The organism is Gordonia sp. NPDC127522, from assembly GCF_042672305.1.
Lineage (GTDB): Bacteria > Actinomycetota > Actinomycetes > Mycobacteriales > Mycobacteriaceae > Gordonia > Gordonia hongkongensis.
On record NZ_JBHXVK010000019.1, the window covers coordinates 17519 to 42393 of the forward strand.

Here is a 24875-nt window from a genome sequence, read left to right on the forward strand (position 1 = left end):
AGGCGCCTAGGGCCCGACGATGTGCGGCTCAGGTGGGTCGAAGCTGGGATTGTCCGGAAGCGGTGTCTGACCCAGACCGTCACCGATCTCCTTGATGGTCTTCACTCCCGACAGCTTCGACGCGCCGCGGCGGGCGAGCGAGTCGTCGTACCACTCGAACCACGGATAACCATATCGCTGGTACTCGGTGATCGTCGGTGGAGCATGGTGCGGTGCGGACCCGGTGAGATCGTGCCATGCGTCACTGTTGACGATCCGCAGGGTCGCCTCGACGGTGTCGCCCACCGCCCAGTTCTCGCGCGGTTCGAGCGGACTGGCGATGGACTGGGTGATCGACCCACCCGCGCCGAGGCCCATCGCGGAGTCGGATGTAGGTGCGGGACAGAAGTTCAGGGTGCCGAGATCAGCCGGCGGCTCCGGTGTCGCGCGTCGAGCAGCCAGGCGCTCGTTCCATATCGACGCGCGGAGGGGCGTGACCTGGATGCGTATCGCGCCGTCGTCGGACCCGACGAGCTGCTCCGCGGCGGTGTAACCGGAGCCGAGTGGCATGGCGACGAACTGACGGACGGATCTCTCGTCGACGCGGAAACCGTCGAGCCAGGGTTGTTCGGGTACCTCGAAATAGTCCTCGGCGTCGAAGTCCACGGTTTGCGCGAAATCCTCGCCGGTGATCGCATCGATCCCGCCGACAGACATGCGTACGAGGAACGGGTAGTCGGTCGGGGAGGTGAAGCGAAACCATGCCGCCTCGGCCTGCCACATAGGGAGCAGCGTGTCGGACTCGGACCACTCGGCACGCCGGCCTCGAAGTCTGCCTGCGTTCGTGAGGTGGAAGCGTCCCAGCCCGGGCGGTAGACCGTATGCGGTCTGGTCATCGGGGACGCGCAGGGTTCGCTGCACTGCGATGGACAGGCGGGCCTCGGCGTGGACCTCCGGGAATGCGAAGTCCAAACAGTCGTCGTCGATGGTCATGGGCATAGGGGGCCTCCGCGGAGTCGGTTGTGGCTCGAGGGTATGCACGTGGTCCGACATCTTCAGGCGTGCGCTGTCCTGCACAGGAATCGGCCACCTCGTCGTCAACCGTGGTGTACTGGATTGATGATGTACGTCGTGATTGCCGTCTTCGTGGTGGTCATGGCGGCGGCCTTCGTCGTCTTGTTGGGAATGGCCATCGGCGCGTTCTCGGCGATGTTCACGGGCATGCGCGACGACCGACGCGCCCGGAGGTCGGCGGCACGGTTGCGGTCGGGCAACCCGGGCCCGGCGCGGGCGGCTCAGGACTCCCCGGCGGATCCGCTGGGCGACCTCGCTGACACGCTTCGACTCGCACAGGCTCGACGCTGTGAGTCGTGTCAGGCAATCCGCGAGCGACTGGACGGCGATTCCACCGACAGCGGAGAGATCGATGCCGACGGGTTCAAGCTCCGTGCCCTGGAGATCTGGTGCGGTCGGCCGTCCGAGGGGATCGACGTCGGATCTGACACCGGCGCACTCGACCGCTTCGCATCCGACCCGATAGGCCAGATCGCATGGACGACCGCGGCGGTTGCCGACCGCATCAGTGAACTACCCGCGTGGCGTCTCGACTTCTTCGATCGCCATTCCGTGCGCGTCGACCTGAGCGGTGAGGTCAACGCCATCGCGAGCGCGGCCGTCGGCCTTCGCGACCAGTTCTCGTTGCTCGGCGAGGCGCCGTCGGGGCACCTGGCCGCCGACCCGGAAGTGGTCTCGACCTTCGCCGACAAATCGCTCCTCCTTTCGGGGCGACTCGACGAACTCGTGCGGCGACTCGAGGCGTTCGCCGGGTACGAGCAGATCGTCGCGCAGATTCAACATCGCCAGGAGAAGCAAGCGTGGCTCGACCGTGTCGGTGAGATCGACGATTTCGAGCACGTCGTTGCCACCGAATGGGATCGGGCCGAGGCCGATCGGGTGCGGCACCTGGCCGACGAATCGGATGTGCTGGCCTCGATCTACCTCGATGAGATTGCGCCGCTGGTGAAGTCGCTGAAGCGCGATCGACTGTAGGGCTTCTGGCACCGTGATCACTGTGGGGCAGTGACGATCTGGAACAGCACTTTCCCGGCGGACGACGAAGCCGAGCTGCTCGTACAGTCGGATTGCGCCGACGTTGCGGGCATCAGCATGCAGGATCGGGATATCGCCGCGTGTCCGGATGCGGTGCGCCAGGTCGAGTACGAGCCGGGACGCGAGTCCGCGCCCGCGGTGGTCGGGAGCGGTGCAGACGGCGCTGATCTCGGTGTATCCCGGTGGGCTACGTCGGGATCCGACGCAACGGCCGCCTCGTCCCGTCCGAGGTGCATCTTCACCCACAGCAGTTTCTCGGTCCAGGCGAGGGGATTGTCCCAGGACGCGGTTGACAGGATGTAGGTGTCGAAGAGGCTCGACAGATGATGAAACGCCTGGACGGCGCCGGGCATCGGGTCCATGAGAGAGAAGATGCCGGAGACATCGTCGAGGCTGCCTTCGAACTTCCGGCGCTCGACCGCGCTGAGTCTGTCGATGCCGGACTTGAAGTCGACGAGGGTGTTGTCCATGTCGATGTAGAGGATCTTCTTCGTGATCCCGACGGGAGTGTCTGTCATGAATCTTCGATTCCTTCTGTGATGGGTAGGCTGCGCATAATTGACGCGCTCGGGCGTCGACCGGGTTTCACACGAGACCGCGGCGACTGGAGTCATGAACTACCCGGACGGGGAGGACTCATGCCCGCGGTCGGGAATGCGTCTCGATCACGTGGCACTCGCAGAATAGGACCGGGCTACGACAGTGTGACCGTTGGCGATTGCCGAGCCGCTGGGTGGCACTACTGCTGTACAGACGAAGAGGCTGGGCGAGCGCACTCGTTGGTGCACTCGCCCAGCCTCTTTCGGATCTCGACCAGACGGTCGCCGAGTCCGAGAACTCAGCTCAACACGATCTCCACCGACACCGCGTTGGCGAGGGTGTGTCCGACCGGTGAACTGGCCTGGACCTTGGCGTGCAGCTCATCGAGCTTCTCGCGCGGGGCGTCGGAGTCGATGGTGACTCTCGCAGTGATGGATTCGAATCCGGCATGTCCCTCCGCCAGTCCGAGGAAGACGTGGAGGTCGACGTCGCCCTTCAGGTCGATTCGCAAGTCCTTGAGTTCGATGCCCGCCACTGTGGCGTTCGCGGCGTACCCGACGGCCAGGCAATTACCCAACGCACCGAGGAGCTGTTCGACCGGGTTGGGTGCCGTGTCACCGCCGCCGAGCGCAGCGGGCTCGTCGGACGGGATCGGCGGGAAGTCGCGTACCCGTGCCGCCGACGCGAACGAACCGTTCCACTGGACATGCGCGGCCCATGTCGTCTGGGCCTTGCCGGCGTCGTCCTGAATCGCTTCGACCAGTTGGCCGACGGCGGCGACGTCTACGTCGTTGAGGCGGGTGGCGGTCTCGGTCATGGTGCCCCTTCGACGGTCCGGTTGCCGACGAAGCTATCGGGCACCGTCGAGAACGACGACGGTCTGCCTCACGGTGAGCGGAACACTTGGATGTTGCGGCGCGGAGGAGCATCCTGCGCGATCGCATGGGCCGGTTGAACGGTCAGCGTCGTCGCCCCGACCGCCGGACTTCAACTCGACTGCCAGACCTCGATCGAAGTCTGGCAGTCGAGTTGAGGTCTGAGCGTCGAGTTGGTCGGGTTCGGCTGTCGCCAGTCGCCCGCTGTTCGAACACCTACCAGGTGATCTCGATCTCGAGTTCGGATTCGTCCTCGCCCCGCTCGATCTCGATCTTCAGCTGCACCTTCGCCGGGATGTCGACGCGAACGGTCTTGTTGTTCTCCACGAAAGACACCTCGTTGTGACGCGCGATGGCGTCCGCGAGCTCGTGGATCCTCTTCGCCGCCTCTTCACGGGTCAGTTCGGTCTTGGTCTTGTGCTCGAACAGTTCGTCGCTCATCAGTCCATCTGAGCCGACCGGGCATATCCGGTCAAGCGGCACGCGTGCCGGATGACACCGAGCTCGGAGGCGGACACCTTCTCGTCACCCACTTGTCACCAGCCATTGGAAGTGCTGCGCCACCCTGGCGCCCATGACCCGACCTCATCGAGCAGACCGTCCCACGTCCCGACGCACGATTCTGCGGACTGCCGCCGCGGGCGCGCTCCTCGTCCCGGTCGGGTCCGCGCTGGCGGCCTGCGGGTCGTCGAATCCTGGTTCGGCGACGCCGAGTCTGGTCAGGAACCGGCCGGACCTCACCCACGGAGTGGCCGCCGGCGAGGTGACCAGCGGAGGGGCGCTGGTGTGGGCGCGGTCGGACCGGCCGGCAACCATGATCGTCGAGACCGCATCGAGCGAGTCCTTCGCCGCTGCACGAAAATTCCGCGGACCGCAGGTGACGCCCGCCGGCGACGGGACCGGCCGACTACGGGTGGCCGGCCTGGAGCCCGGCCAGACCGTGCACTATCGCGTCACCTTCGAAGGTGAGGACGGCGCGCTCTCCGAACCGGCGACCGGCACCTTCACGACAGCTCCGGTGCGGGAGAGCGACATCACGTTCCAGTGGTCCGGCGACGTGGTCGGCCAGGGGTGGGGCATCAACCCAGATATGGGCGGGATGACCATCTTCGCCACCATGGCCGACCGTGACCCGCAGTTCTTCATCCACTCCGGCGACGCCATCTACGCCGACAACCCGGTCGAGGCGACTCAGGAACAGAACGACGGGAAGACCTATCGGAACATCACCAGTCCGGCGAAGGCGCAGGTGGCGCAGACCGTCGATCAGTTTCGTGGAAACTACGCGTACAACCTGACCGACGACCACTTCCGACGCTTCGTCGGATCAGTCCCGCAGCTGGTGCAGTGGGACGACCACGAGGTCGTCAACAACTGGTTTCCAGGGGAGAGTCTCGAGGGGCAGGGGCGCGAGGGATACACCGAGATGAGTGTCGACGTGTTGGCGCGCAACGGACGTCAGGCGTGGCAGGAATGGCAGCCCGTCGAAATCGGTGCCTCGGATCGTCTGTACCGCAAGATGTCATACGGTCCGCTGCTCGACGTCTTCATCCTCGACATGCGCAGCCACAAGGACCCGAACCCCGATGCGTGGTCGAGGGACAACGTCGACGGCTTGCTCGGTCCGGAACAGACCCAGTGGCTCATCGACGGACTACGGGGGTCGACGGCGACCTGGAAGATCGTCGCCAATGACCTGCCGCTGAGCATCGTCGTGGAGGACAAGAACACGACACCGCCGGACGGTCCGAAGGCGATGGAAGCGGTGGCCCAGGGGGATGCCGGCGATCCGCTTGGTCGTGAGATCGCGTTATCCCGCATCCTGTCTCAGACGAAGAACGTCCGGAACGTGGTGTTCCTGACCGCAGATGTCCACTACACCGCCGCGATCTCCTACGAGCCCGACCGCGCCGGCTTCAAGGATTTCGCGCCGTTCTGGGAGTTCGTCGCCGGACCGTTGCACGCCGGTGCGTTCCCGGAGAGCCCGTTGGACAGCACATTCGGTGCCGAATACGACTTCGTCCATGCGCCCACCGAGTCGAATGTGTCACCGGCCGAGGGGTTTCAACACTTCGGCGAGGTGACGATCGACGGCAGGACCAAAGTGCTGAGCGTGGATCTGGTCGACGCGTCGGGCAAGACCCTGTACCGAAAGGACCTCGAGCCGGCGTCGTGACGACCCGTTGAGAGAGTGCGGGATTCGTCCCGGAATACGGTACCGTTCCCGCACTCTGCGGAAGCGCTCACTCGCTCAGCGGCCGCAGGAAATCCCCGGTCACTTCGACAGCGGGTGCGGACGACCCGCCTCCGACGACGAGCGTCGCGAACGCGAGGTCCCCGACGATCCCCGCGAACCAGCCATGCGGGTTCTCGTTGTCGCCGTACTCCGCGGTACCGGTCTTGCCTCCGAGATCGGGAATGTCGCGGAGGGCGGTGGCCGTCCCGCGGGTGACGGTGTCGCGCATCATGCTTCGGAGTGCACGAGTGACGTCGCCCGGGATCTGTTGCGGTTCCACGTCCGCCGTCGTGTCCCTTCCGCGAACCAGGCCGGGGGTCACGGTCTCACCGCGCGCGAGGCTCGCCTCGGCCAGGGCGAGACCGAAGGGGCTGACGGTCACCGTACCCTGACCGATACCGTTCTCGACCCGCAACGCAGGCGAATCGGCGCGGGGCACCGACCCGGTGACGGTCGTCAGGCCCGGAACGGTGAAGTCCGCGCCGATGCCGAACCGTCGTGCCATGGCGGTGAGCGCGTCGTCGGGGAGCCTGTTCGCGAGGGCGCCCATCGTCGTGTTGCACGAGCGCGCGAAAGCTGTTGACAGTGGCACGGTCCCGAGGTCGAAGTCGTCCTCGTTCGGGATCGTCCGACCTTCGATCGTGGTGCGGCCAGGGCAGCGGACCTGCGACGTCGGTTGCACGGCTCCGGCGTCCAGTGCTGCTGCGGTCGTGATGGTCTTGAACGTCGAACCCGGAGGGTAGAGCCCGGACAGCGAGACCGATCCCGACCTGTCGGCGGCATCGTTCTGCGCGACGGCGACGATGCCTCCGGTCGACGGTTCGATGGCCACGACCATGGCAGGGCGTCGTTCGCCGTCGACGGCGAGTTGTGCTCGGGTCTGGACATCGCGATCGAGGGTCGTGCGTACCGGTGGCGTGACACCGGGTTGCGCTGAGTCGACGAGATGAGTGGGTGTGCCGTCGGCGCCGACGATCTGGACGGACCACCCCGCCGTGGCGTCGATGTGCTCGCGCCAGATCTCCTCGAGTCCCGACATCGCCGGCGAATGCAGTGCTCTGGTGACGCTGAGCAGCGCGCCTTGCTCGCTGAGCGCGACACCCGGGATCGGCTCCACCGAGCGCTGGACGCGCCGGAGATCGGACTCGCGGAGCCGGATCACCGTGTGCTGCGGCGCATTGTTGCCCGCGAAGGCCGCGCGGATACCGGCGGCGGTCATGCCGGGTTCGACGGGTCGGAGGGCGCGGGCCAGCATCTCCGCCGAATCGAGTTGCGCGCGTTGCAACGTGACCACGGTGACGGCCTGCCAGGTCATGAGCGGTCGATCGTTGGTGTCGAGGACCGGCGTCCGGTAGGCGCGATCGTCGCTGTACGAGAACGATTCTCCGGCACGGAGTTGCCGGTGCAGGACGGATGGCTGCCACCGGATCTTCCAGTGGGAATCCGACTCGGCGAGAACGACAGAGGTCTGATACCCGACGCTCCGATCGCGGATCTGCCAGCGATGGTCGAGTGTGCCACTGACCTCCTTGTCGTCGACCAGGTCGGCCGCGACCGAGAGCTTGGGCGTGCGGCCCATGCCGTCGAACATGGCGGAGATCGCCGCGCCTGCCGCGGCCGGATCATCGGTGAGCGCCGCGGCTCTGGTGGCATCGCCCTCCTGCAGCGCGGCCGCGAACGACCGTAGCGCATCCGCAGGCGAGTCCGAGGACAGGAAGCAACCCGACACCGTGCCCACGATCACCACACATGCACTCACCAGTGCCCACCATCGACGCATGTCCCGAGCCAACCCATCGGGCCGCCGTGATGCCAAGTTTCGGCACGCGATCGGCCGATAGCGGATCGCTATCACCGCTGTTGCCGGGCCGGTTTCCGGTCAGTCGTCCGGTCTTCGGAGTTCGGTGACGATCACGCGGGCCACCTCTCCGATGGCGCGGTCGACCTCGGGTAGCGCCATCTCGGATCTCGCGCTCATCGTGAACATCGCGACCGCGATCGGCACTTCACCGGGGAACTCGATGACGCCGATCTCGTTGCGAACGGCGACGAGCGTGCCCGTCTTACCCGCGACGCTCACCCGGCGGAACGGAAACCCCGAAGCGAGGCGCGAAGTGAAGACCTGTTTCCTCATTGTCTGGCGAATGAACTCGCACGACGCCGCGGAGGCTGCGCGATCGGTCCAGATCGCGTCGAGCAGCGTCGTACAGTCGCGCGGTGTCGCGGCACTGGAGTAGGCGGCGTCGTAGGCGCTGACCGAGGCGTCGAGGTCGGGATCGGCCAGGGCCGCGAAGGCCTCGGCGACGGTGCTCGTGCCGGTCTCCCGCTGAAGGCGCTCGTGCAGTTCTGCGACCCCACCGACGATCCGGGTGTTCATCAGGCCGAGTTCGACCAGGTCGTCGTGGATCTGCGGCAGTCCGATGTGGGCGAGTATGACGTCGGCGGCGACGTTGTCCGAGACGGTCATCATCGAGGTGGCGAGGTCGCGCCATGAAATGGTGACCGGGTCCGAGAACAGTGCGAGCCCGGTCGGGCCCTGAGCCCACCGGGTGGGATCGATGGTGATCGACGCCGTGAGATCGATGTCGCCGCGATCTGCCATGCGGCACAGGGAGACCAACACCGCGAGTTTGTAGACCGACGCGAGGACGACCGGGGTGTCGGCGTCGTGGCAGTACTCGACCGGCGTCGGACCGATCGTCCGAACATGCACGCACCCCGAACAGCCGGCGTCGGCGAAGGTCTCGTGGACAGTGCGATCGAGCTCGGTGCGGACCGACTCGGGCAGGGGCGCCGACGAGCTCACGTCGCCTTGCCGATCCGGTAGAGGGCGGCGGTGACGACCTCTGCCACCTCGCTGAGGCCGGGTTCGCGGTAGACGACTCGAAGACGCAGCGCGGTGGCGTCCGGTCCGAGGGGCAGGCAGCGGACGGCATCGACCGCGGCGAGGACACCGCGATCGACGGTCAGCGCGAAGGCGTGCCCGGCGGCGACCGCGGCCAGCACCTGGTCGGCGGAGGTCCCCGGATTCAGTTGCGGGTCGAGGCCGGACTCTCGGAGCCGGTCGATCAGCTGGTCGTGCGCAGGCGGGTTGAACGACCTTGGTGTGTGGCAGAAGTGCAACCCCGCGAGTTGACGCAGGCGCGGCCGGTCGGTATCTGCTGTCGGATGCGAAGCGGGCACCACGACCGAACGCTTGAGGACGACAATCGGGCCGGTGGTCAAAGAGCCGGTGACACAGGGCGCTTCGACGACCGCGAGGTCGAGTGACCCGGCCGACACCTGTTCGACGAGATTCACCGTCGAGGAGCTGACCGTGTCCTGTCCGGACGCGACTCCGGCGATGCGGCGTGCCAGCGTGGCTGTGATCGTCGGGCCGATCAGTGATGGGGTACCCCAACGCAATACCTCGGTGCGCTCGTGGAGCCGACGGGCCTCGCCGACGAATCTCGAGGCGTCGTCGACGAGTAGACGTGCGCGCGGAAGCAGTTCGCGTCCGGCATCGGTGAGTTCGGCGCCGCGCGTGGTGCGTCGGATGAGCTTGAGTCCCAGCTGCTTCTCCAGGCGACGCAGACCCTGCGACACCGGCGGTTGTGTCATCTCCAAGCGCGCAGCGGCCTCGCCGAAGTGGCCCTCCTCGGCCACGGCGACGAAGAACCGCAAGTGCCTGATCAGATCCACGGGTTCCAGGATGGCATGGTTGACCCCGGGAATGGTTCAGCTGAGAAGTGACCACACACAGCGCCTGACGTCGGGGCAGTGTGCGTCGCATACCGGACCCAAATGCCCCAACTCGACACGTGACCGTGCACGATCCTGCACAACTCCGCAGTGGTCGACGTTTCGCTGACAGATCCGTTCCTGATCATCTGTCAGCGCAAGAACACCGCCGCTGAGTCGGCGAGGTCGAGCAGCGGTTGCGGGAAGACGCCGAGGGCCACCGTCACGAGGGTGCACAGGGCGATGCCAGACGTCGTCAGGACACTGGGTTTGACCACGTGCGGGGCGCCGGAGGTGGGGACGTCGTCGAAGAACATGGCGACGATGATGCGGACGTAGACGTAGGCGGCGATGGCGCTGCTGATGACGCCGATGACCACCAGGACGCCGCCGCCGGAACCGGCCGCTGCGGCGAAGACATCGAATTTGGCGATGAAGCCACTGGTCAGCGGGATGCCCGCCAAGGAGAGCAGGTACCCCGAGAACATGGCGCCCACCAGTGGGTAACGGCGCCCCAACCCCGACCACTGGGTGAGGTCGGTGGCCTCGCGGCCGGACAGGTGTGGGTTTCGCGGCAGCGGTGCCGTGCCGTGGATGGCGACCGTGCGGGCGGAGGGACCGGAGTCGGTGTCGGGCTCACGGATGACGGCGACGGTGGCGAAGGCGCCGAGAGTGGTGAACGCGTACGCGGCGAGGTAGAACAGCGTGGCGCCGAGTCCGGCCTCGTCGAAGGAGATCAGGCCGAGCAGGATGAACCCGGCGTGCGCGATGGACGAGTACGCGAGCATTCGCTTGACGTCGTTCTGGGTCACCGCCATGACCGAGGCGATGACCATCGAGGCGATGGCCACCGCCCACAGCGCGGGTTCCCATTGCTCACGCAGCCCCGGGAAGCCGACGTAGAAGACCCGGAGCAGCGCGCCGAAAGCGGCGACCTTGGTGGCGGCGGCCATGAACGAGGTGACGGGCGTCGGAGCGCCCTGATAGACATCCGGAATCCACGAATGGAACGGCACCGCACCCACTTTGAAGAGCAGGCCGACGGCGAGCAGTGCGAGCCCGATGAGTGCCAGCGTGGTGTCACCGCCGCTGTCGGCGGTCGCCGAGATCGACGCACCGATCGTCGCGAGGTTCAGCGAACCCGTGGCGCCGTAGACGAAGGCCGCTCCGAACAGGAAGAACGCGGACGAGAACGCGCCCAGCAGAAAGTACTTCAGGGAGGCTTCCTGCGAGATGAGGCGCCGACGCCGGGCCAGTCCGCACAGCAGATACAGCGGGAGCGAGAACACCTCCAGCGCGATGAACATCGTGAGCAGGTCCCCACACGCCGGAAACAGCATCATCCCGCCCACCGCGAGCAGGGCCAGGGGAAAGACCTCGGTCGTCACCGCTCCGGCGCGGGTGGCCTCGAACTCGGCATCGGTGTTGGGTACCGAGGCGCCCGAGGGGGTGAACATGTCGGCGTCCACCCCGCCACCGCCCGGGCCGCCACGCGTGATCGCGTCGTCTCCGCCGCCGACCCCGGCGAGCCTACGCATCGTCACCGGTGCGACCACTCGCTCGAGTCGGCGCTCGGCCATGAACCCGACGGCGATGACCGCGATGATCAGCAGCAGCCCTTGTAGATACAGCGCCGGTCGGTCGATCACGACCGCACCCGACATCGCGAACTCGCCGTTCGCGCCATCGTGTGTCTGCGCGACCGCCACCGCGATCAGGGCGCCCAATCCGACGACCAACCCGCCGAGCGCGAGTGAGAGTTGCAGGGGATACCGCAGACGACGCGGCGCGAACGCCTCGACGAGCACCCCGACCACCGCCACGCCGAACACGATGAGCATCGGTGCGAGAGAAGCGTATTCGACGCTGGGTGTGTCGATGGCGGCCAGCGCCATCGGGCTGTCGTCGAGGGTGGTCGATGTCATCAGTTGCCCTCCGGATCAGACTCGGCGACGGCCGGTTCGGGCGCCTCGACGCCGACAGTGGTGAGCGTTGCCTGGACCGCCGGATCTATCAGGTCGATCATCGGCTTCGGATACACCCCCAGCGCGATGAGCAGGGCGAGCAGCGGAGCGACGACCACGAGTTCGCGACCCGCCAGGTCCCGCATCGACGACAAGCGGTCGCCGGCCGGTTTCGTCGGTCCGCCCATCATGCGCTGATACGTCCACAGGATGTAGATCGCCGACAGGACGAGCGCCGAGCAAGCGATCACCGCCGCCACCGGGTAGCGGGTGAAGGTGCCGATGAGAACCAGGAACTCGCTGATGAACGGGGCCAGCCCCGGGAGCGAAAGGGTGGCGAGCCCGGCGACGAGAAAGGTGCCGGCGAGGACGGGCGCGACCTTCTGCACGCCGCCGTAGTCGGCGATCAGGGTGCTCCCACGGCGTGATACGAGGAAGCCGGCGATGAGGAACAGTGCGGCGGTGGAGATCCCGTGATTGACCATGTAGAGGGTCGACCCGGTCTGGCCCTGGTCGGTCATCGCGAAGATGCCGAGGATGATGAAGCCGAAGTGCGAGATGGAGGTGTAGGCGATGAGCCGCATCACGTCGGTCTGTCCGATTGCCAGTACCGCGCCGTAGACGATGCTGACGACCGCGAGTCCGCAGACGAGGGGCGCGAAGTACTGGGACGCGTCCGGGAACAGCTGCATGCAGAATCGCAGCATCGCGAAGGTCCCGACCTTGTCGATCACGGCCATCATCAGCACCGCCGAGGCGGGCGTGGCGGCGACGGCGGCGTCGGGCAACCACGAATGCAGGGGCCACAGCGGCGCTTTCACCGCGAAGGCGAACAGGAAGCCGAGGAACAGGAGTTTGGCCAGCCCGGTCGAGTCGTCGATCTGTCCGCTCGCGACAGCTGCGGCGATGTCCGGCAGCGCGAACGTCCCGCCACCGTCTGGGCCCACCCCGCCCTGGGCGGTCACCACGTACAGTCCGATGACCGCGGCCAGCAGAAGGAGTCCGCCGAAGAGGTTGTACAACAGGAACTTCACCGCGGCTGCAGATCGGTTGGGTCCGGTGCCGAACCCGCCGATCAGGAAGTACATCGGGATGAGCATCGCCTCGAAGAAGATGTAGAACAGCAGCACGTCGAGCGCGACGAAGCTCATCAGCACCATCGCCTCGGTGGCGAGGAACAGCGCCAGGTAGATGTGCGGGCCCTTCTGTGCGCGGCCACCCGAATTGTCCAGCGAGCCCGCCGACTCGGCATCGCGCCAGCCGGCCACGAGCAGCAGGGGCAGGAGCGCCGCGGTCAGGAGCACCAGGACAAGTCCGATGCCGTCGAGCCCCAGCGCATACCGCGTGCCCAGCGCCGGTATCCAGCTGACGTCCTCGACGAACTGGTAGCGCTCGCCACCGGGATCGAAACCGGCCGCGAGACCGATCGACAGGACGAGGACGGCCACGGACACCACGAGCGCGAACCATCTCGCCGCGGTCGGCCGGTGCGCCGGGACCGCGAGGACAAGGGCCGCGCCGACGGCGGGCGCGACCCAGAGGATGGTCAACCAGGGGATGCTCACAGGACGTTCACCGCCATCACCAGGGCCACGATCACGGTGGTACCCGCGAACATCGACAAGGCATACGACCGGACATAACCGTTCTGCCACCCGCGTATTCGACGCGACGCGCCGGTCACCGCATCACCGACACCACTGGTGAGCGCGTCGACGCCGTCGGACTCGACCGCGACGAGGCCGGCGGTGACCCGCTGGCCCGGCCGCATCAGCAGCTCCTCGTTGACGGCGTCGCCGTACAGATCGCGGCGAGCGGCGACGGTGAGCACGGATACGTTCTCGGGCGCGGTCACCGGCACCGGTCGAGTCGTGTACTGACGGTAGGCGACGGCCACGCCGACGGCGACCACGAGCAGGATGATCGCCGTCATGACCCACACCGGGAGGAGATGGTGCGCGGTGTGTTCTCCGACAACGGGTTCGAGCCACGTCTCCAGCGACCCGCCGACGGCCAGGAGGCCGCCCGACGCGACAGAGCCGAGCGCGATCAGGATCATCGGGCCGGTCATGACACGCGGCGACTCGTGCGGTTGCGGTGCCGGCGCGTCCGTGCCGTCGTGCCAACGCTTCTCGCCGAAGAAGGTGAGCAACATGACCCGGGTCATGTAGAACGCGGTGATCCCGGCGCCGAGAAGTGCCGCGGCACCGAGGATCAGACCTTTCGCTCCGCCGGCGCCGAACGCGGCCTCGATGATGTGGTCCTTCGAGTAGAAGCCCGCGAACGGCGGCACACCGATGATCGCGAGATACCCGACGCCGAAGGTGACGAAGGTGATCGGCATGAGGGCGCGCAGTCCACCGTAGCGGCGCATGTCGGTCTCGTCGTCCATCCCGTGCATCACCGATCCCGCGCCGAGGAACAGCCCCGCCTTGAAGAAGCCGTGAGTGAGGAGGTGCATGATGGCGAACGCGTAACCCGCCGGACCGAGCCCGGCGGCCAGGACCATGTACCCGATCTGGCTCATCGTCGACGCGGCGAGCGCCTTCTTGATGTCGTCCTTCGCGCAACCGATGACGGCGCCGAACAGCAGGGTGACCGCGCCGACGACCACGACCCCGACCTGGGCGGCGGGGGCGAGGTCGAAGATCGGGCCCGAGCGCACGATGAGGTAGACGCCGGCGGTCACCATGGTCGCGGCGTGGATCAGCGCCGACACCGGCGTCGGGCCCTCCATCGCGTCGCCCAGCCACGACTGCAGCGGAACCTGCGCCGACTTGCCGCATGCGGCGAGAAGCAGCACAAAACCCAGTGCGGTGAGTGTCGTCTCGCCCGCCTGGGAGGCACCGTCGAACACCGCGGTGAAGGCCACCGAGCCAAAGGTGGCGAACATGATCATCAGGGCGACAGCGAGTCCGATGTCGCCGACCCGGTTGACGACGAATGCCTTCTTGGCCGCGGTGGCCGCCGACGGCTTGTGCTGCCAGAAACCGATCAGCAGGTACGACGCGAGTCCGACGCCTTCCCAGCCGAGGTAGAGACCCAGGTAGTTGTCGGCCAGGACCAGGACGAGCATGGCCGCGAGAAACAGGTTGAGGTAGGCGAAGAATCGGCGACGATCGGGATCGTGCTGCATGTAGCCGATCGAATAGACGTGGATGAGCGAGCCGACGCCGGTGATCAGCAGGACGAAGCACATCGACAGCTGGTCGAGCAGAAACCCGAAGTCGACCTGGAGCTCGCCCACCGGTACCCAACTGAACAGGATGTCCGATACGGCGCGTTCGTCGGCAGATCGGGACACCATGCCGGTGAACATGATCAGCGCCACCGCGAACGACGCGATCGCGAGGCCCGTCCCGAGCAGATGCCCCCACCGGTCCGTGGCGCGGCCACCGAGAAGGAGGATCGCCGCACCCAGGAGCGGCAGAGCCGGGATCAGCCAGAGCAATGACGCAGTGAGTTCGGCGTTCACCAATCCTCCTCTACCTCTTCAGCAGATCCGCGTCGTCGACCGACGCCGAGCGGCGCGATCGGAAGATGGTCATGATGATCGCCAACCCGACCACCACTTCCGCCGCGGCGACGACCATGGTGAAGAAGGCGATGACCTGACCGTCGAACGATTGGTTCATCCGGGCGAAGGTGACGAAGGCGAGGTTGGCCGCATTGAGCATGAGCTCGACGCACATGAACACGACGATCGCGTTGCGTCGCAGCAGTACTCCGGCCGCACCGATGGTGAACAGCAGCGCTGCGAGGTAGAGGTAGTTCTCCGGGTTCACCGGTCGGTCCCCGGGTCGTCGGCCGGGCGGGTGCGGAGTGTCCGCGCGGCCAGGATGGCGTTGACCGACAGGTCCGACGGTGACCCGTCGGGCAGACGGGCCGGCACGTCGACCGCGTTGTGTCGCGCGTAGACCCCGGGTGTCGGCAGCGGGGTCAGGTTGACCCCACTGCGGAACCGCGCCTGCGACAGTTCTTTCTGGGTGAGCCGTGGGCCGAAACGTTCCCGGTGCGCGAGCACCATGGCGCCGAGCGTGGCGGCGATGAGGAGGGCTCCGGTGAGCTCGAACGCCCACAGGTAGCGGACGAAGATCAGCTCGGCGATGGCCTCCACACCGGCGTCGCTCTGCGCGGCCGCGACGCCGGGGTCGGTGGCACCGGTGACGACACCGACGGTCGCGCTGCCGATCCCGGCGATCAGCAGGATTCCGAAGCCGACACCGATCAACACCGCGGACAGCCGCTGGCCGCGCAGGGTCTCCCGTAGTGAGTCCGAGGAGTCGACGCCGATCAGCATGATGACGAACAGGAACAGCATCATGACCGCACCGGTGTACACGACCACCTGCACCACGCCCAGGAACAGCGCACCCTGCGCGACGTAGAACACGGCCAGCACGATCATCGTGGTGGCCAGGAAGATCGCCGAGTAGACGGCCTTGGTGGCGAAGACGACACCCAGCGCACCGGCAACCGCGACGGCCCCGAGAACCCAGAACTGGATCGCCTCACCGGTGGAGGTGCGCACCACCTCGTCGGCGAGCCACAGGGCGCCACCGGAAGTCATGACCGCGACTCGCGTTTGGTCGGGACAGTCGGATCAGGCAGGGTGACGCGGCCGTCGGCGGTCACCTCGCCCCGGTAGTAGTTCTCCTCGGTGGAGCCCGGCGCCATCGCGTGCGGCGGCGCGTCGACGCCGGGTTGCAGCGGGGCCAGCAGACGGTCCTTCTCGTAGATGAGGTCGGCGCGGTTGTCGTCGGCGAGTTCGTAGTCGTTGGTCATCGTGAGCGCGCGCGTGGGGCACGCCTCGATGCAGAGCCCGCAACCGATGCACCGCAGATAGTTGATCTGGTAGACGCGCCCGTACCGTTCGCCGGGCGAGTAGCGCTCGTCGGGTGTGTTGTCGGCGCCCTCCACATAGATGGCGTCGGCCGGGCACGCCCACGCGCACAGCTCGCACCCGATGCACTTCTCGAGACCGTCGGGGTGCCGATTCAACTGATGGCGACCGTGATAGCGCGCTGCGGTCGGCCGTTTCTGCTCGGGGTACTGCTCGGTGATCGTGGGTTGGAACATGCCGCCGAAGGTGACGCGCAATCCGCTCACCGGTTTCAGGAAGTCAGGCATCGGTGGTCTCCCTCACGGTGCTGGGCATCGGCGGCACGGGGAATCCGCCGGCCATCGGGTCGAACTCGTCGGGTGCGGCGGACAGGTCTGCGGAGTCCTGCGTCGGGTCCGGGATGTCGGGGACCCGCATCAACCGCCACACCGCGTAGGCGATGAGCCCGGTGACGACGAGTCCGGCGCCGGCGGAGACCAGCGCGCGGGTGAGGTCGGCGTCCTCGCCGGCGAAGGCGGCGCGGATGATCGCGACGACCATCACCCAGGTGAGGGAGATGGGGATCAGGACCTTCCAGCCCAGATTCATGAACTGGTCGTACCGCAGGCGCGGCAGACTGGTTCGCAGCCAGATGAACACGAACAGGAACGCCCACACCTTGAGCGTGAACCAGAGGACGGGCCACCAACCGGAGTTCGCCCAGTCGAACGTGCTCAGCGGCCACGGCGCCTGCCAGCCGCCGAGGAACAGAGTGGTGGCCAGCGCGGAGACGGTGACCATGTTGATGTACTCGGCGAGCATGAACATGGCGAACTTCAACGACGAGTACTCGGTGTGGAACCCGCCGACCAGCTCACCCTCGGCCTCGGGCAGATCGAAAGGCGCCCGGTTGGTCTCGCCGACCATCGAGATGGCGTAGATGACAAACGAGGGCAGCAGCAACAACACGTACCAGTGGTGTTCCTGGGCGGCAACGATTCCCGACGTCGACATGGTCGCGGCGTCGAGGAACACCGCGGCGAAGGTGAGTCCCATGGCGATCTCGTACGAGATGACCTGTGCCGTCGAGCGGAGTCCGCCGAGCAGCGGATAGGTCGAGCCCGACGACCAGCCGGCCAGCACGATCCCGTAGACACCCACCGACGTGACCGCCAGGACATACAGCACCCCGACGGGGAGATCGGTGAGCTGCAACGGAGTCTGGTGACCGAAGACCGACACCATCGGACCGAACGGGATGACCGCGAAGGCCATCACCGCCGGGACGACCGCGATGATCGGCGCCAGCAGATAGATCACCTTGTCGACGCCGGTGGGGATGATCCCCTCCTTGAGTGCGAGTTTCACGCCGTCGGCAAGGCTCTGCAGGATTCCCTTGGGGCCGACCCGATTCGGCCCGAGTCGGGTTTGCATGCGTGCCATGATCTTTCGCTCGAGCAGGATGGCGATGAGCGGATTGAGCACGAGGAACACGAACACGGCCAGCGCCTTGGCGACGACGAGCCAGATCGGGTCCTGGCCGAAGTCGTCGAGGGTCGGGAAATCGGTGGCGAGGTTCACGCGGCACCCCCTGCGGCGTCGGTGGCGTCGACCGGGGCCGGCGCGAGGGCCACGAGGTCACCCTCCTGTGCGCGAAGCGCGGCGTGGACATGCGAGCCAGGTGAGAACAGCGGGAGCCACACGACCCGATCCGGCATGTCGGTGATCTCCACCGGCAGAACGATGGCACCGTCGGCGGTGCTGACGCGCAGGAGGTCGCCCGACCCGACACCGGCTTCGGCGGCGGTCGACGGCGCGAGCCGGGCGACCGGCGGGCGGGCGGTGCCGGCGAGGTGCGGTTCCCCGTCTTGCATCCGGCCGTCGTCGAGCAGGGTGTGCCACCCCGCAAGCACCGCCTGGCCGGCAGCCGGGTCGGGCTGGGGCCGGTCCTCGGCGTCGATGGGGGCCCGCCGGCCGGACCATGCGCCGATGCGTCGCAGGTCGATGTGGATGGTCGGGACGTCGGCGCACCGCAGGTCGACACCCATCTGCCGGGCGATCGCGTCGAGGATGCGGTGGTCGGACAGGTGGCCCGAGTCCGTCAGGGCGGTGGTGAAGCTCCGCGGGCGGCCCTCCCAGTCGACGAACGTGCCCTCCTTCTCCGCGACGGCAGCCACCGGGAAGACGACGTCCGCGCAGCGTGTCACGGCGCTGTGGCGTTGCTCGAGGCTGACGACGAACGGTGCGGCGGTCAGCGCCTCGGTCGCCGCGACGGGGTCGGGGAGGTCGTCGACGTCGACGCCGCCGATCACCAGCGAGAGTCCGTGATAGCGCGCGGCGTCGATGATCCCGGCGGTGTCGTGTCCGGGCCGCGGGTCGAGATCGGTGCCCCAGATCTCCGACACCGGCGTACGGGCGTCCTCGTCGTCGAGCGGCCGGCCGCCGGGTAGCAGGCCCGGCAAGGCGCCCGCTTCGAGCGCGCCTCGTTCGCCGGCGCGGCGCGGAATCCAGGCCAGCCGGGCGCCGGTACGGTCGGCCAGTTCCGCGACTGCGGCGAACGCGCCGGGCCGGGTGGCCAGCCGTTCGCCGACGAGGATGACCGAGCCGGCGGGCCGCAGATGTGCGGTCACCTCCGCCGACCGGAGCACCTCTGCCTCGCTGCCGGGAACGGACCGGAAGACCGCGGCGTCGAGTTTGGTGGCGCCGCGACTCGCGAACGGGGCGACCGTCGCGACGCGCTGCCCGGCGGTGCGTACCGCCCGCCGGAGACGGAGGAAGACGATCGGGGACTCTTCCTCGGGTTCGAAACCGGCGAGCAGCACCGCTGGTGCGGCGGACAGGTCGTCGTAGGTGGTCGCGAGTCCGTGGCCGGCGATACGCGCGGCGAGGAAGGCGGCCTCCTCGGTGCTGTGGCTCCGGGCTCGGAAGTCGATGTCGTTGGTGTACAACACGGTTCGCGCGAAGCGTGAGTACGCGTACGCGTCCTCCACGGTCAACCGGCCGCCCGTGAGTACACCGACGTTGCCCGGTGAACGGGTCAATCCCTCGGCCGCCGTACGCACGGCGTCGGCCCACGACACCTCACGGAGTTCGCCGTGCCGGTCGCGGACGAGTGGGGCGGTGATCCGATCAGGTGACGACGTGTAGGCGAACGCCCATCGTCCCTTGTCGCAGTTCCACTCCGAGTTGACCTCGGGATCGTCACCGGCGAGCCGGCGCAGCACCTTGCCACGGCGGTGATCGGTGCGCTGGGCGCACCCACTCGCACAGTGTTCGCACACGCTCGGCGTCGACACCAGGTCGAACGGCCGGGCGCGGAACCGGTACTGCGCCCCCGTCAGCGCACCGACCGGGCAGATCTGGACGGTGTTGCCGGAGAAGTAGGAGTCGAACGGTTCGTCGGCGTAGATGCTGACCTGTTGCAGCGCACCGCGATCCGCGAGCTCGATGAGCGGATCACCCGCGACCTGCGTGGAGAACCGGGTGCAGCGCGCACACAGCACACATCGCTCCCGGTCGAGCAGGACCTCCGACGACAGCGGGACCGGCTTGGTGAAGGTCCGCTTGACGCCGTCGAACCGCGACTCGGAACGTCCGGCAGACATCGCCTGATTCTGCAGCGGGCACTCACCGCCCTTGTCGCACACCGGGCAGTCCAGCGGGTGGTTGATCAGGAGGAGTTCCATCACCCCGCGTTGCGCTCCCGCCGCGATCTCCGAGCTGAGCTGCGTCCGCACCACCATTCCTTCGGTGGCGACGGTCGTGCACGACGCGAGCGGTTTGCGCTGCCCCTCGACCTCGACGAGACACTGCCGGCAGGCACCGACCGGTTCGAGCAGCGGATGGTCGCAGAAGCGCGGGATCATGATGCCGATCTGCTCGGCCGCGCGGATCACCAACGTGCCCTTGGGTACCCGGACGGCCCGGCCGTCGATGGTGATGCCGACCAGGTTGTCGATCGCGGCCGCCGGGTCGCTCCCGTGGGTGAGTGTCATCGGACGCCTCCTGCCCAGACGGTTGAGCGTGAATGGTCGAACGGGCACCCGTGGTCGAGGTGGGCGAGGTACTCGTCGCGGAAGTACGTCAAGGACGACACAATCGGACTGCCCGCTCCGTCCCCGAGCGCGCAGAACGACTTCCCGACGATGCTGTTGGTGACATCGGCGAGGGTGTCGAGGTCCGCGGCGGTTCCGCCCTCGTGCTCCAGCCGGTGCAGCAGTTGCACCAGCCAGTACGTGCCCTCGCGGCACGGGGTGCATTTACCGCAGGACTCGTGTTCGTAGAACTCCGTCCACCGCAGGACCGCGCCGACGACGCAGGTCGTCTCGTCGAAGATCTGCAGGGCCTTGGTGCCCAACATCGAACCGGCCGCGCCGACACCCTCGTAGTCGAGCGGGACGTCGAGGTGCTCCGGCGTCAGGAGTGGCGTCGACGACCCGCCCGGTGTCCAGAACTTCAGCTCGTGCCCGGCGCGCACCCCGCCGGCCCGGTCGAGTAACTCGCGTAGCGAGACACCCAGCGGCGCTTCGTATTGTCCGGGGCGCGTCACGTGCCCCGACAGCGAGTAGAGGGTGAACCCAGGTGACTTCTCGGTGCCCATGGACCGGAACCAGTCGACGCCGTTGCGGATGATGGCCGGGACGCTCGCGATCGACTCCACGTTGTTCACGACCGTCGGACTCGCGTACAGGCCGGCGACCGCCGGGAAGGGCGGGCGCAGACGCGGTTGTCCCCGGCGGCCCTCGAGCGAATCGAGTAAGGCGGTTTCCTCGCCGCAGATGTAGGCGCCCGCGCCGGCGTGGACGACCAGTTCGAGATCGAAGCCGGATCCCAGGATGTCCGTGCCGAGATAGCCTGCCGCGTATGCCTCGTCGACGGCGGTGCGCAGTCGACGGAGAACCGAGGCGACCTCGCCGCGCACGTAGATGAACGCGTGGTGCGCGCGGATGGCATACGCCGCGATGATCACGCCTTCGACGAGCGTGTGGGGTGACGCGAGCATCAGCGGCATGTCCTTGCACGTGCCCGGCTCGGATTCGTCGGCGTTGACCACGAGATAGTGCGGGACAGACGGGTCGGTCTGCGTGGAATCCTGCTGGGGAATGAACGACCACTTCATCCCGACCGGGAAGCCCGCGCCACCTCGACCGCGGAGACCGGAGGCCTTGACCGTCTCGATGATGTCGTCGGGGGGAGTGGTCAGTGCGGTCGACAACGCTCGATAACCGTTGTGGCGCAGATAGTTGTCCAGGGTCCAGGAGTGCGGTTCGTCCCAGTGGCGGGAGAGGATCGGGGTCTCGGGGGGTTCGGGTTCGGGGGTGGGTTGTGGTGGTTGGGAGGTGGCTTCGACTCGGCTCCTCGCTCCGCTCGGGGCCGGCTCAACCAGCGGAGGACGGGCCCCGGCCAGGTCGCGTTCGGTCTCGCGGAACGATCGCACGGGGCCGGTACCGCGAGCCGGGGTGACCTCGACACCGGCGCGGAGGTCCTCGATGAGCTCGATGGTCGACTCCGGGGTCTGGTCGTCGAAGAACTCCCAGTTGACCATCACCACCGGAGCGAAGTCGCAGGCCGCATTGCATTCGACGTGTTCGACGGTGATGCGATGGTCGGCCGTCGTGTCCCCGGGTTCCACGCCCAGGTGCTCGCAGACCGAACGGAGGATCTCGTCGCCACCCAGGGTCGCGCACAGGGTGTTCGTGCAGATCCCGACCAGGTACTCGCCGGTGGGTGTGCGTCGGTACATGGAGTAGAAGGTGGCGACCGAGGCCACCTGTGCGGGCGTCAGATCCAGCTGCGCGGCACAGAATTCGACACCGGCACGCGTGAGACGGCCGTCGTTCGACTGCACCAGGTGCAGCAGCGGCAGCAGTGCCGACCGCGCCTGCGGATAGCGGGCGATGATCGGAAGCGCTTCTGCGGTCAGCTGTTCGACGACCTCGTCCGGGTAGGCGGCCGGGCCGTCGAATGTGATCGGTGGGACGGGTGCGCCGTGCGTCGGCGCCGATCCCTCCGGCGGGGGTGCGGTGCTCAGGTCCACGAACACGGGATCGGTCATCGGTCCACGCCTCCCATCACGGGGTCGATGCTGGCCACCGCCGTGATGACGTCGGCCACCATCCCCCCTTCGCACATCGCCGCGACGGCCTGCAGATTCGTGAACGACGGGTCGCGGAAGTGGACGCGATACGGCCGGGTGCCGCCGTCGCTGACCATGTGCACGCCGAGCTCGCCGCGCGGTGATTCGACGGCGACGTAGCACTGGCCGGCCGGGACGCGCATCCCCTCGGTGACGAGTTTGAAGTGGTGGATGAGGGCTTCCATGGAGGTGCCCATGATCCGGGCGATGTGCTCGGGCGAGTTGCCCAGTCCGTCCGGTCCGAGCGCGAGGTCGGCCGGCCAGGCGAGCTTGCGGTCGGCGACCATCACCGGCCCCGGCCGGAGCCGTTCCAGACACTGCTCCACGATGCGGATCGACTCGCGCATCTCGCGCACGCGGATCAGGTAGCGGCCGTAGGAGTCGCACGTGTCCTCGGTGATGACGTCGAACTCGTAGTTCTCGTAGCCGCAGTACGGCTCGGCGCGGCGCAGGTCGTGGGGGTAACCGGTGGACCGCAGCACCGGACCGGTGATCCCGAGTGCCATGCAACCGGTGAGGTCGAGATAACCGACGCCCTGGGTTCGCGCCTTCCAGATGTAGTTGTCGTTCAGCAGGTCTCCGAGTTCGTCCAGGCGGCCGGGGAGCTGTCGGATCACCTCGGCGACCCGGTCGATGCCATCCTCCGGCAGGTCCTGCGCGACACCTCCGGGACGGATGTAGGCGTGATTCATCCGCAGGCCCGTGATGAGTTCGAACAGGTCGAGGATCATCTCCCGCTCGCGGAAGCCGAGGAACATCGCCGTCACGGCACCGAGTTCCATTCCGCCGGTGGCCAGCGCGACGAGATGGCTGGAGATGCGGTTGAGCTCCATCAGCATCACCCGGATGACGGTGGCGCGTTCCGGGATGTCGTCGGTGATACCGAGGAGCTTCTCCACGCCGAGGCAGTAGGCGGTCTCGTTGAAGAACGGTGACAGGTAGTCCATCCGGGTGACGAACGTGACGCCCTGCGTCCAGTTGCGGTACTCGAGATTTTTCTCGATCCCGGTGTGCAGGTAACCGATTCCGCAGCGGGCCTCGGTGACGGTCTCGCCCTCGATCTCGAGGATCAGGCGCAGGACGCCGTGCGTCGACGGGTGTTGCGGACCCATGTTGACGACGATGCGTTCGTCTCCCGGTTGCTGCTCGGCGCGGGTGCGGACGTCGGACACGATCGAGTCCCAGTCCTGCCCGGACACGGTGTAGGTGTGCGTGTGGGTGTCGGTCATCAGTTGTACGACCTCCTCCGGTCCGGCGGGTCGACGCGGGTTCCCTTGTATTCCACCGGGACTCCGCCCAGCGGGTAGTCCTTGCGCTGGGGGTGGCCCTCCCAGTCGTCGGGCATCTCGATCCGGGTCAGCGAGCGATGGCCGTCGAAGACGATGCCGAAGAAGTCGTAGGTCTCGCGTTCGTGCCAGTCATTGGTGGGGTAGATGTCGCAGATGCTCGGGATGTGCGGGTCGGCGTCGGGCGCCGCGACCTCGAGGCGGACGCGACGCCCGTGGGTCAGGGAGGCGAGCGGATAGACGGCATGGAGTTCGCGGCCCGGGTCGCCGGGATAGTGGACCCCGCTCACGCCGAGGCAGAGTTCGAATCGCAACCCGGGCGCGTTGCGCAGAGTCAGTGCGACGGCGGGAAGATGCTGTCGTACAACGTGGATGGTCATCTCGCCGCGGAAGATCACGACCTTCTCGATCGCGTCGTCGTAGCCGTCGCCCATCTCGTCGAGCAGACGGTCGGCGATCTGGTCGAAATACCCGCCGTAGGGTCGGGACGTACTGGGCGGCAGCGTGACCGGCCGGACCAGGCCGCCGTACCCCGACGTGTCGCCGGTTCCGGGCGGACCGAACAATCCGTGCCGAACGCCGATCTGCTCCGCGTCATGCGGAGGGGGTGCCGGGTTCTCGGGGTCCTGATGGCCTGCGGGCGTGGTCATCGGAGCAACCCCTTCAGCTCGATCGTCGGGGTGGCCTGGAGGGCGGCCCGTTCGGCCGCCCAGATGGCCTCCTCGCGGTTGACACCGAGCGGCATCTCCTGGATCTTCTCGTGCAGCTTCAGGATGGCGTGCAGCAACATCTCCGGGCGTGGCGGACAACCCGGCAGGTAGATGTCGACAGGGACCACGTGATCGACGCCCTGGACGATCGCGTAGTTGTTGAACATCCCGCCCGACGACGCGCAGACCCCCATGGCGAGAACCCATTTGGGCTCCGGCATCTGGTCGTAGATCTGCCGGAGGACGGGGGCCATCTTCTGGCTGACGCGGCCGGCGACGATCATGAGATCGGCCTGTCGCGGCGACGCCCGGAACGCCTCCATGCCGAACCGGGCGAGGTCGTACCGTCCCGAGGTGGTGGCCATCATCTCGATGGCGCAGCAGGCCAGCCCGAAAGTCGCCGGCCAGAGCGAGCCCTTGCGCATGAACCCGGCCAGATCCTCGACGGTACTCAGCAGGAATCCGCTGGGGAGTCGTTCCTCGAGTCCCATGGGTGAC

General features: G+C 67.3%; 20 protein-coding genes and 1 pseudogene. 2 read left to right on the top strand and 19 right to left on the bottom strand.

The window, feature by feature from the left end; translation table 11 throughout:
- Nucleotides 1–6 precede the first annotated feature (6 nt).
- Nucleotides 7–978, bottom strand: coding sequence for a hypothetical protein (locus ACFVHY_RS21065; RefSeq protein ID WP_390275254.1), 972 nt, complete (start codon nt 976–978; stop codon nt 7–9).
- Nucleotides 979–1098: 120 nt separating this feature from the next.
- On the opposite strand from ACFVHY_RS21065, the gene ACFVHY_RS21070 reads away from it, so the two are divergent.
- Nucleotides 1099–2028, top strand: coding sequence for a hypothetical protein (locus tag ACFVHY_RS21070; RefSeq protein ID WP_390275255.1), 930 nt, complete (start codon nt 1099–1101; stop codon nt 2026–2028).
- Nucleotides 2029–2139: 111 nt separating this feature from the next.
- Here the strand turns inward: ACFVHY_RS21070 and ACFVHY_RS21075 are convergent.
- From ACFVHY_RS21075 to ACFVHY_RS21085, 3 genes and pseudogenes are all read right to left on the bottom strand, one after another.
- Nucleotides 2140–2334, bottom strand: a pseudogene (locus tag ACFVHY_RS21075) (GNAT family N-acetyltransferase); the annotation flags it as partial.
- 592 nt (nt 2335–2926) lie between these two features.
- A complete protein-coding gene (locus ACFVHY_RS21080; RefSeq protein WP_390275256.1) occupies nt 2927–3445 on the bottom strand; it encodes an OsmC family protein in 519 nt (172 codons plus the stop codon).
- A gap of 274 nt (nt 3446–3719) precedes the next feature.
- Complete coding sequence (locus ACFVHY_RS21085) at nt 3720–3944, bottom strand: amphi-Trp domain-containing protein (RefSeq protein WP_058251007.1); 225 nt, start codon at nt 3942–3944, stop codon at nt 3720–3722.
- Nucleotides 3945–4077: 133 nt separating this feature from the next.
- Here ACFVHY_RS21085 and ACFVHY_RS21090 point away from each other — a divergent pair, with 133 nt between their 5' ends.
- A complete protein-coding gene (locus ACFVHY_RS21090) occupies nt 4078–5679 on the top strand; it encodes an alkaline phosphatase D family protein (protein WP_390275257.1) in 1602 nt (533 codons plus the stop codon).
- 67 nt (nt 5680–5746) lie between these two features.
- On the opposite strand, the gene ACFVHY_RS21095 is transcribed toward ACFVHY_RS21090, so the two are convergent.
- The 15 genes from ACFVHY_RS21095 to ACFVHY_RS21165 all read right to left on the bottom strand — a co-directional run bounded on the left by ACFVHY_RS21095 (nt 5747) and on the right by ACFVHY_RS21165 (nt 24868).
- Nucleotides 5747–7519, bottom strand: a complete 1773-nt coding sequence (locus tag ACFVHY_RS21095) for a penicillin-binding transpeptidase domain-containing protein (RefSeq protein ID WP_390275259.1) — start codon at nt 7517–7519, stop codon at nt 5747–5749.
- Nucleotides 7520–7618: 99 nt separating this feature from the next.
- On the bottom strand, nt 7619–8545 hold the full coding sequence (locus tag ACFVHY_RS21100; RefSeq protein WP_390275260.1) for a serine hydrolase: 927 nt from the start codon (nt 8543–8545) through the stop codon (nt 7619–7621).
- Nucleotides 8542–9420 carry a LysR family transcriptional regulator gene (locus tag ACFVHY_RS21105; protein WP_390275262.1) on the bottom strand — a complete coding sequence of 293 codons (879 nt, stop codon included), beginning with the start codon at nt 9418–9420 and terminating at the stop codon, nt 8542–8544. The genes ACFVHY_RS21100 and ACFVHY_RS21105 overlap by 4 nt, the downstream gene beginning before the upstream one ends.
- A gap of 191 nt (nt 9421–9611) precedes the next feature.
- The gene (gene nuoN, locus ACFVHY_RS21110; RefSeq protein ID WP_390275263.1) at nt 9612–11384 is read right to left on the bottom strand and encodes an NADH-quinone oxidoreductase subunit NuoN; all 1773 of its coding nucleotides are present in this window, start codon (nt 11382–11384) and stop codon (nt 9612–9614) included.
- The gene (locus tag ACFVHY_RS21115; RefSeq protein ID WP_390275265.1) at nt 11384–12988 is read right to left on the bottom strand and encodes an NADH-quinone oxidoreductase subunit M; all 1605 of its coding nucleotides are present in this window, start codon (nt 12986–12988) and stop codon (nt 11384–11386) included. The genes nuoN and ACFVHY_RS21115 overlap by 1 nt, the downstream gene beginning before the upstream one ends.
- The gene (gene nuoL, locus ACFVHY_RS21120; protein WP_390275266.1) at nt 12985–14898 is read right to left on the bottom strand and encodes an NADH-quinone oxidoreductase subunit L; all 1914 of its coding nucleotides are present in this window, start codon (nt 14896–14898) and stop codon (nt 12985–12987) included. Before nuoL ends, ACFVHY_RS21115 begins: the two co-directional genes overlap by 4 nt.
- Nucleotides 14899–14908: 10 nt before the next feature.
- On the bottom strand, nt 14909–15208 hold the full coding sequence (gene nuoK / locus ACFVHY_RS21125; RefSeq protein ID WP_058251017.1) for an NADH-quinone oxidoreductase subunit NuoK: 300 nt from the start codon (nt 15206–15208) through the stop codon (nt 14909–14911).
- Nucleotides 15205–15993 (bottom strand): NADH-quinone oxidoreductase subunit J, encoded by a 789-nt coding sequence (locus ACFVHY_RS21130; protein ID WP_390275268.1) that lies wholly within the window; start codon nt 15991–15993, stop codon nt 15205–15207. The genes nuoK and ACFVHY_RS21130 overlap by 4 nt, the downstream gene beginning before the upstream one ends.
- Entirely contained in the window at nt 15990–16553 is a 564-nt protein-coding gene (gene nuoI / locus ACFVHY_RS21135; RefSeq protein WP_068972608.1) for an NADH-quinone oxidoreductase subunit NuoI, read from the bottom strand. Before nuoI ends, ACFVHY_RS21130 begins: the two co-directional genes overlap by 4 nt.
- Entirely contained in the window at nt 16546–17826 is a 1281-nt protein-coding gene (gene nuoH / locus ACFVHY_RS21140) for an NADH-quinone oxidoreductase subunit NuoH (protein WP_390275270.1), read from the bottom strand. Before nuoH ends, nuoI begins: the two co-directional genes overlap by 8 nt.
- On the bottom strand, nt 17823–20240 hold the full coding sequence (locus tag ACFVHY_RS21145) for an NADH-quinone oxidoreductase subunit G (RefSeq protein ID WP_390275272.1): 2418 nt from the start codon (nt 20238–20240) through the stop codon (nt 17823–17825). Before ACFVHY_RS21145 ends, nuoH begins: the two co-directional genes overlap by 4 nt.
- Nucleotides 20237–22300 carry an NADH-quinone oxidoreductase subunit NuoF gene (nuoF, locus tag ACFVHY_RS21150; protein WP_390275273.1) on the bottom strand — a complete coding sequence of 688 codons (2064 nt, stop codon included), beginning with the start codon at nt 22298–22300 and terminating at the stop codon, nt 20237–20239. Before nuoF ends, ACFVHY_RS21145 begins: the two co-directional genes overlap by 4 nt.
- Nucleotides 22297–23610: an NADH dehydrogenase (quinone) subunit D gene (gene nuoD, locus ACFVHY_RS21155; protein ID WP_065631169.1), complete on the bottom strand. Its 1314-nt coding sequence runs from the start codon at nt 23608–23610 to the stop codon at nt 22297–22299. The genes nuoF and nuoD overlap by 4 nt, the downstream gene beginning before the upstream one ends.
- Nucleotides 23610–24317 carry an NADH-quinone oxidoreductase subunit C gene (locus ACFVHY_RS21160; RefSeq protein WP_390275275.1) on the bottom strand — a complete coding sequence of 236 codons (708 nt, stop codon included), beginning with the start codon at nt 24315–24317 and terminating at the stop codon, nt 23610–23612. The genes nuoD and ACFVHY_RS21160 overlap by 1 nt, the downstream gene beginning before the upstream one ends.
- Nucleotides 24314–24868, bottom strand: a complete 555-nt coding sequence (locus tag ACFVHY_RS21165) for an NADH-quinone oxidoreductase subunit B family protein (protein ID WP_004021558.1) — start codon at nt 24866–24868, stop codon at nt 24314–24316. Before ACFVHY_RS21165 ends, ACFVHY_RS21160 begins: the two co-directional genes overlap by 4 nt.
- Between the last annotated feature and the right edge of the window lie 7 nt (nt 24869–24875).

Bases quoted from the DNA above. Each gene is read 5' to 3' on its own strand.
- ACFVHY_RS21085 (WP_058251007.1), bottom strand. From the start codon at position 3,944: ATGAGCGACGAACTGTTCGAGCACAAGACCAAGACCGAACTGACCCGT.
- ACFVHY_RS21065 (WP_390275254.1), bottom strand. From the start codon at position 978: ATGCCCATGACCATCGACGACGACTGTTTGGACTTCGCATTCCCGGAG.
- nuoD (WP_065631169.1), bottom strand. From the start codon at position 23,610: ATGACCGACACCCACACGCACACCTACACCGTGTCCGGGCAGGACTGG.
- nuoI (WP_068972608.1), bottom strand. From the start codon at position 16,553: ATGCCTGACTTCCTGAAACCGGTGAGCGGATTGCGCGTCACCTTCGGC.
- ACFVHY_RS21145 (WP_390275272.1), bottom strand. From the start codon at position 20,240: ATGACACTCACCCACGGGAGCGACCCGGCGGCCGCGATCGACAACCTG.
- ACFVHY_RS21080 (WP_390275256.1), bottom strand. From the start codon at position 3,445: ATGACCGAGACCGCCACCCGCCTCAACGACGTAGACGTCGCCGCCGTC.
- ACFVHY_RS21160 (WP_390275275.1), bottom strand. From the start codon at position 24,317: ATGACCACGCCCGCAGGCCATCAGGACCCCGAGAACCCGGCACCCCCT.
- ACFVHY_RS21095 (WP_390275259.1), bottom strand. From the start codon at position 7,519: ATGCGTCGATGGTGGGCACTGGTGAGTGCATGTGTGGTGATCGTGGGC.
- nuoF (WP_390275273.1), bottom strand. From the start codon at position 22,300: ATGACCGATCCCGTGTTCGTGGACCTGAGCACCGCACCCCCGCCGGAG.
- nuoN (WP_390275263.1), bottom strand. From the start codon at position 11,384: ATGACATCGACCACCCTCGACGACAGCCCGATGGCGCTGGCCGCCATC.
- ACFVHY_RS21165 (WP_004021558.1), bottom strand. From the start codon at position 24,868: ATGGGACTCGAGGAACGACTCCCCAGCGGATTCCTGCTGAGTACCGTC.
- ACFVHY_RS21070 (WP_390275255.1), top strand. From the start codon at position 1,099: ATGATGTACGTCGTGATTGCCGTCTTCGTGGTGGTCATGGCGGCGGCC.
- ACFVHY_RS21090 (WP_390275257.1), top strand. From the start codon at position 4,078: ATGACCCGACCTCATCGAGCAGACCGTCCCACGTCCCGACGCACGATT.
- ACFVHY_RS21130 (WP_390275268.1), bottom strand. From the start codon at position 15,993: ATGACTTCCGGTGGCGCCCTGTGGCTCGCCGACGAGGTGGTGCGCACC.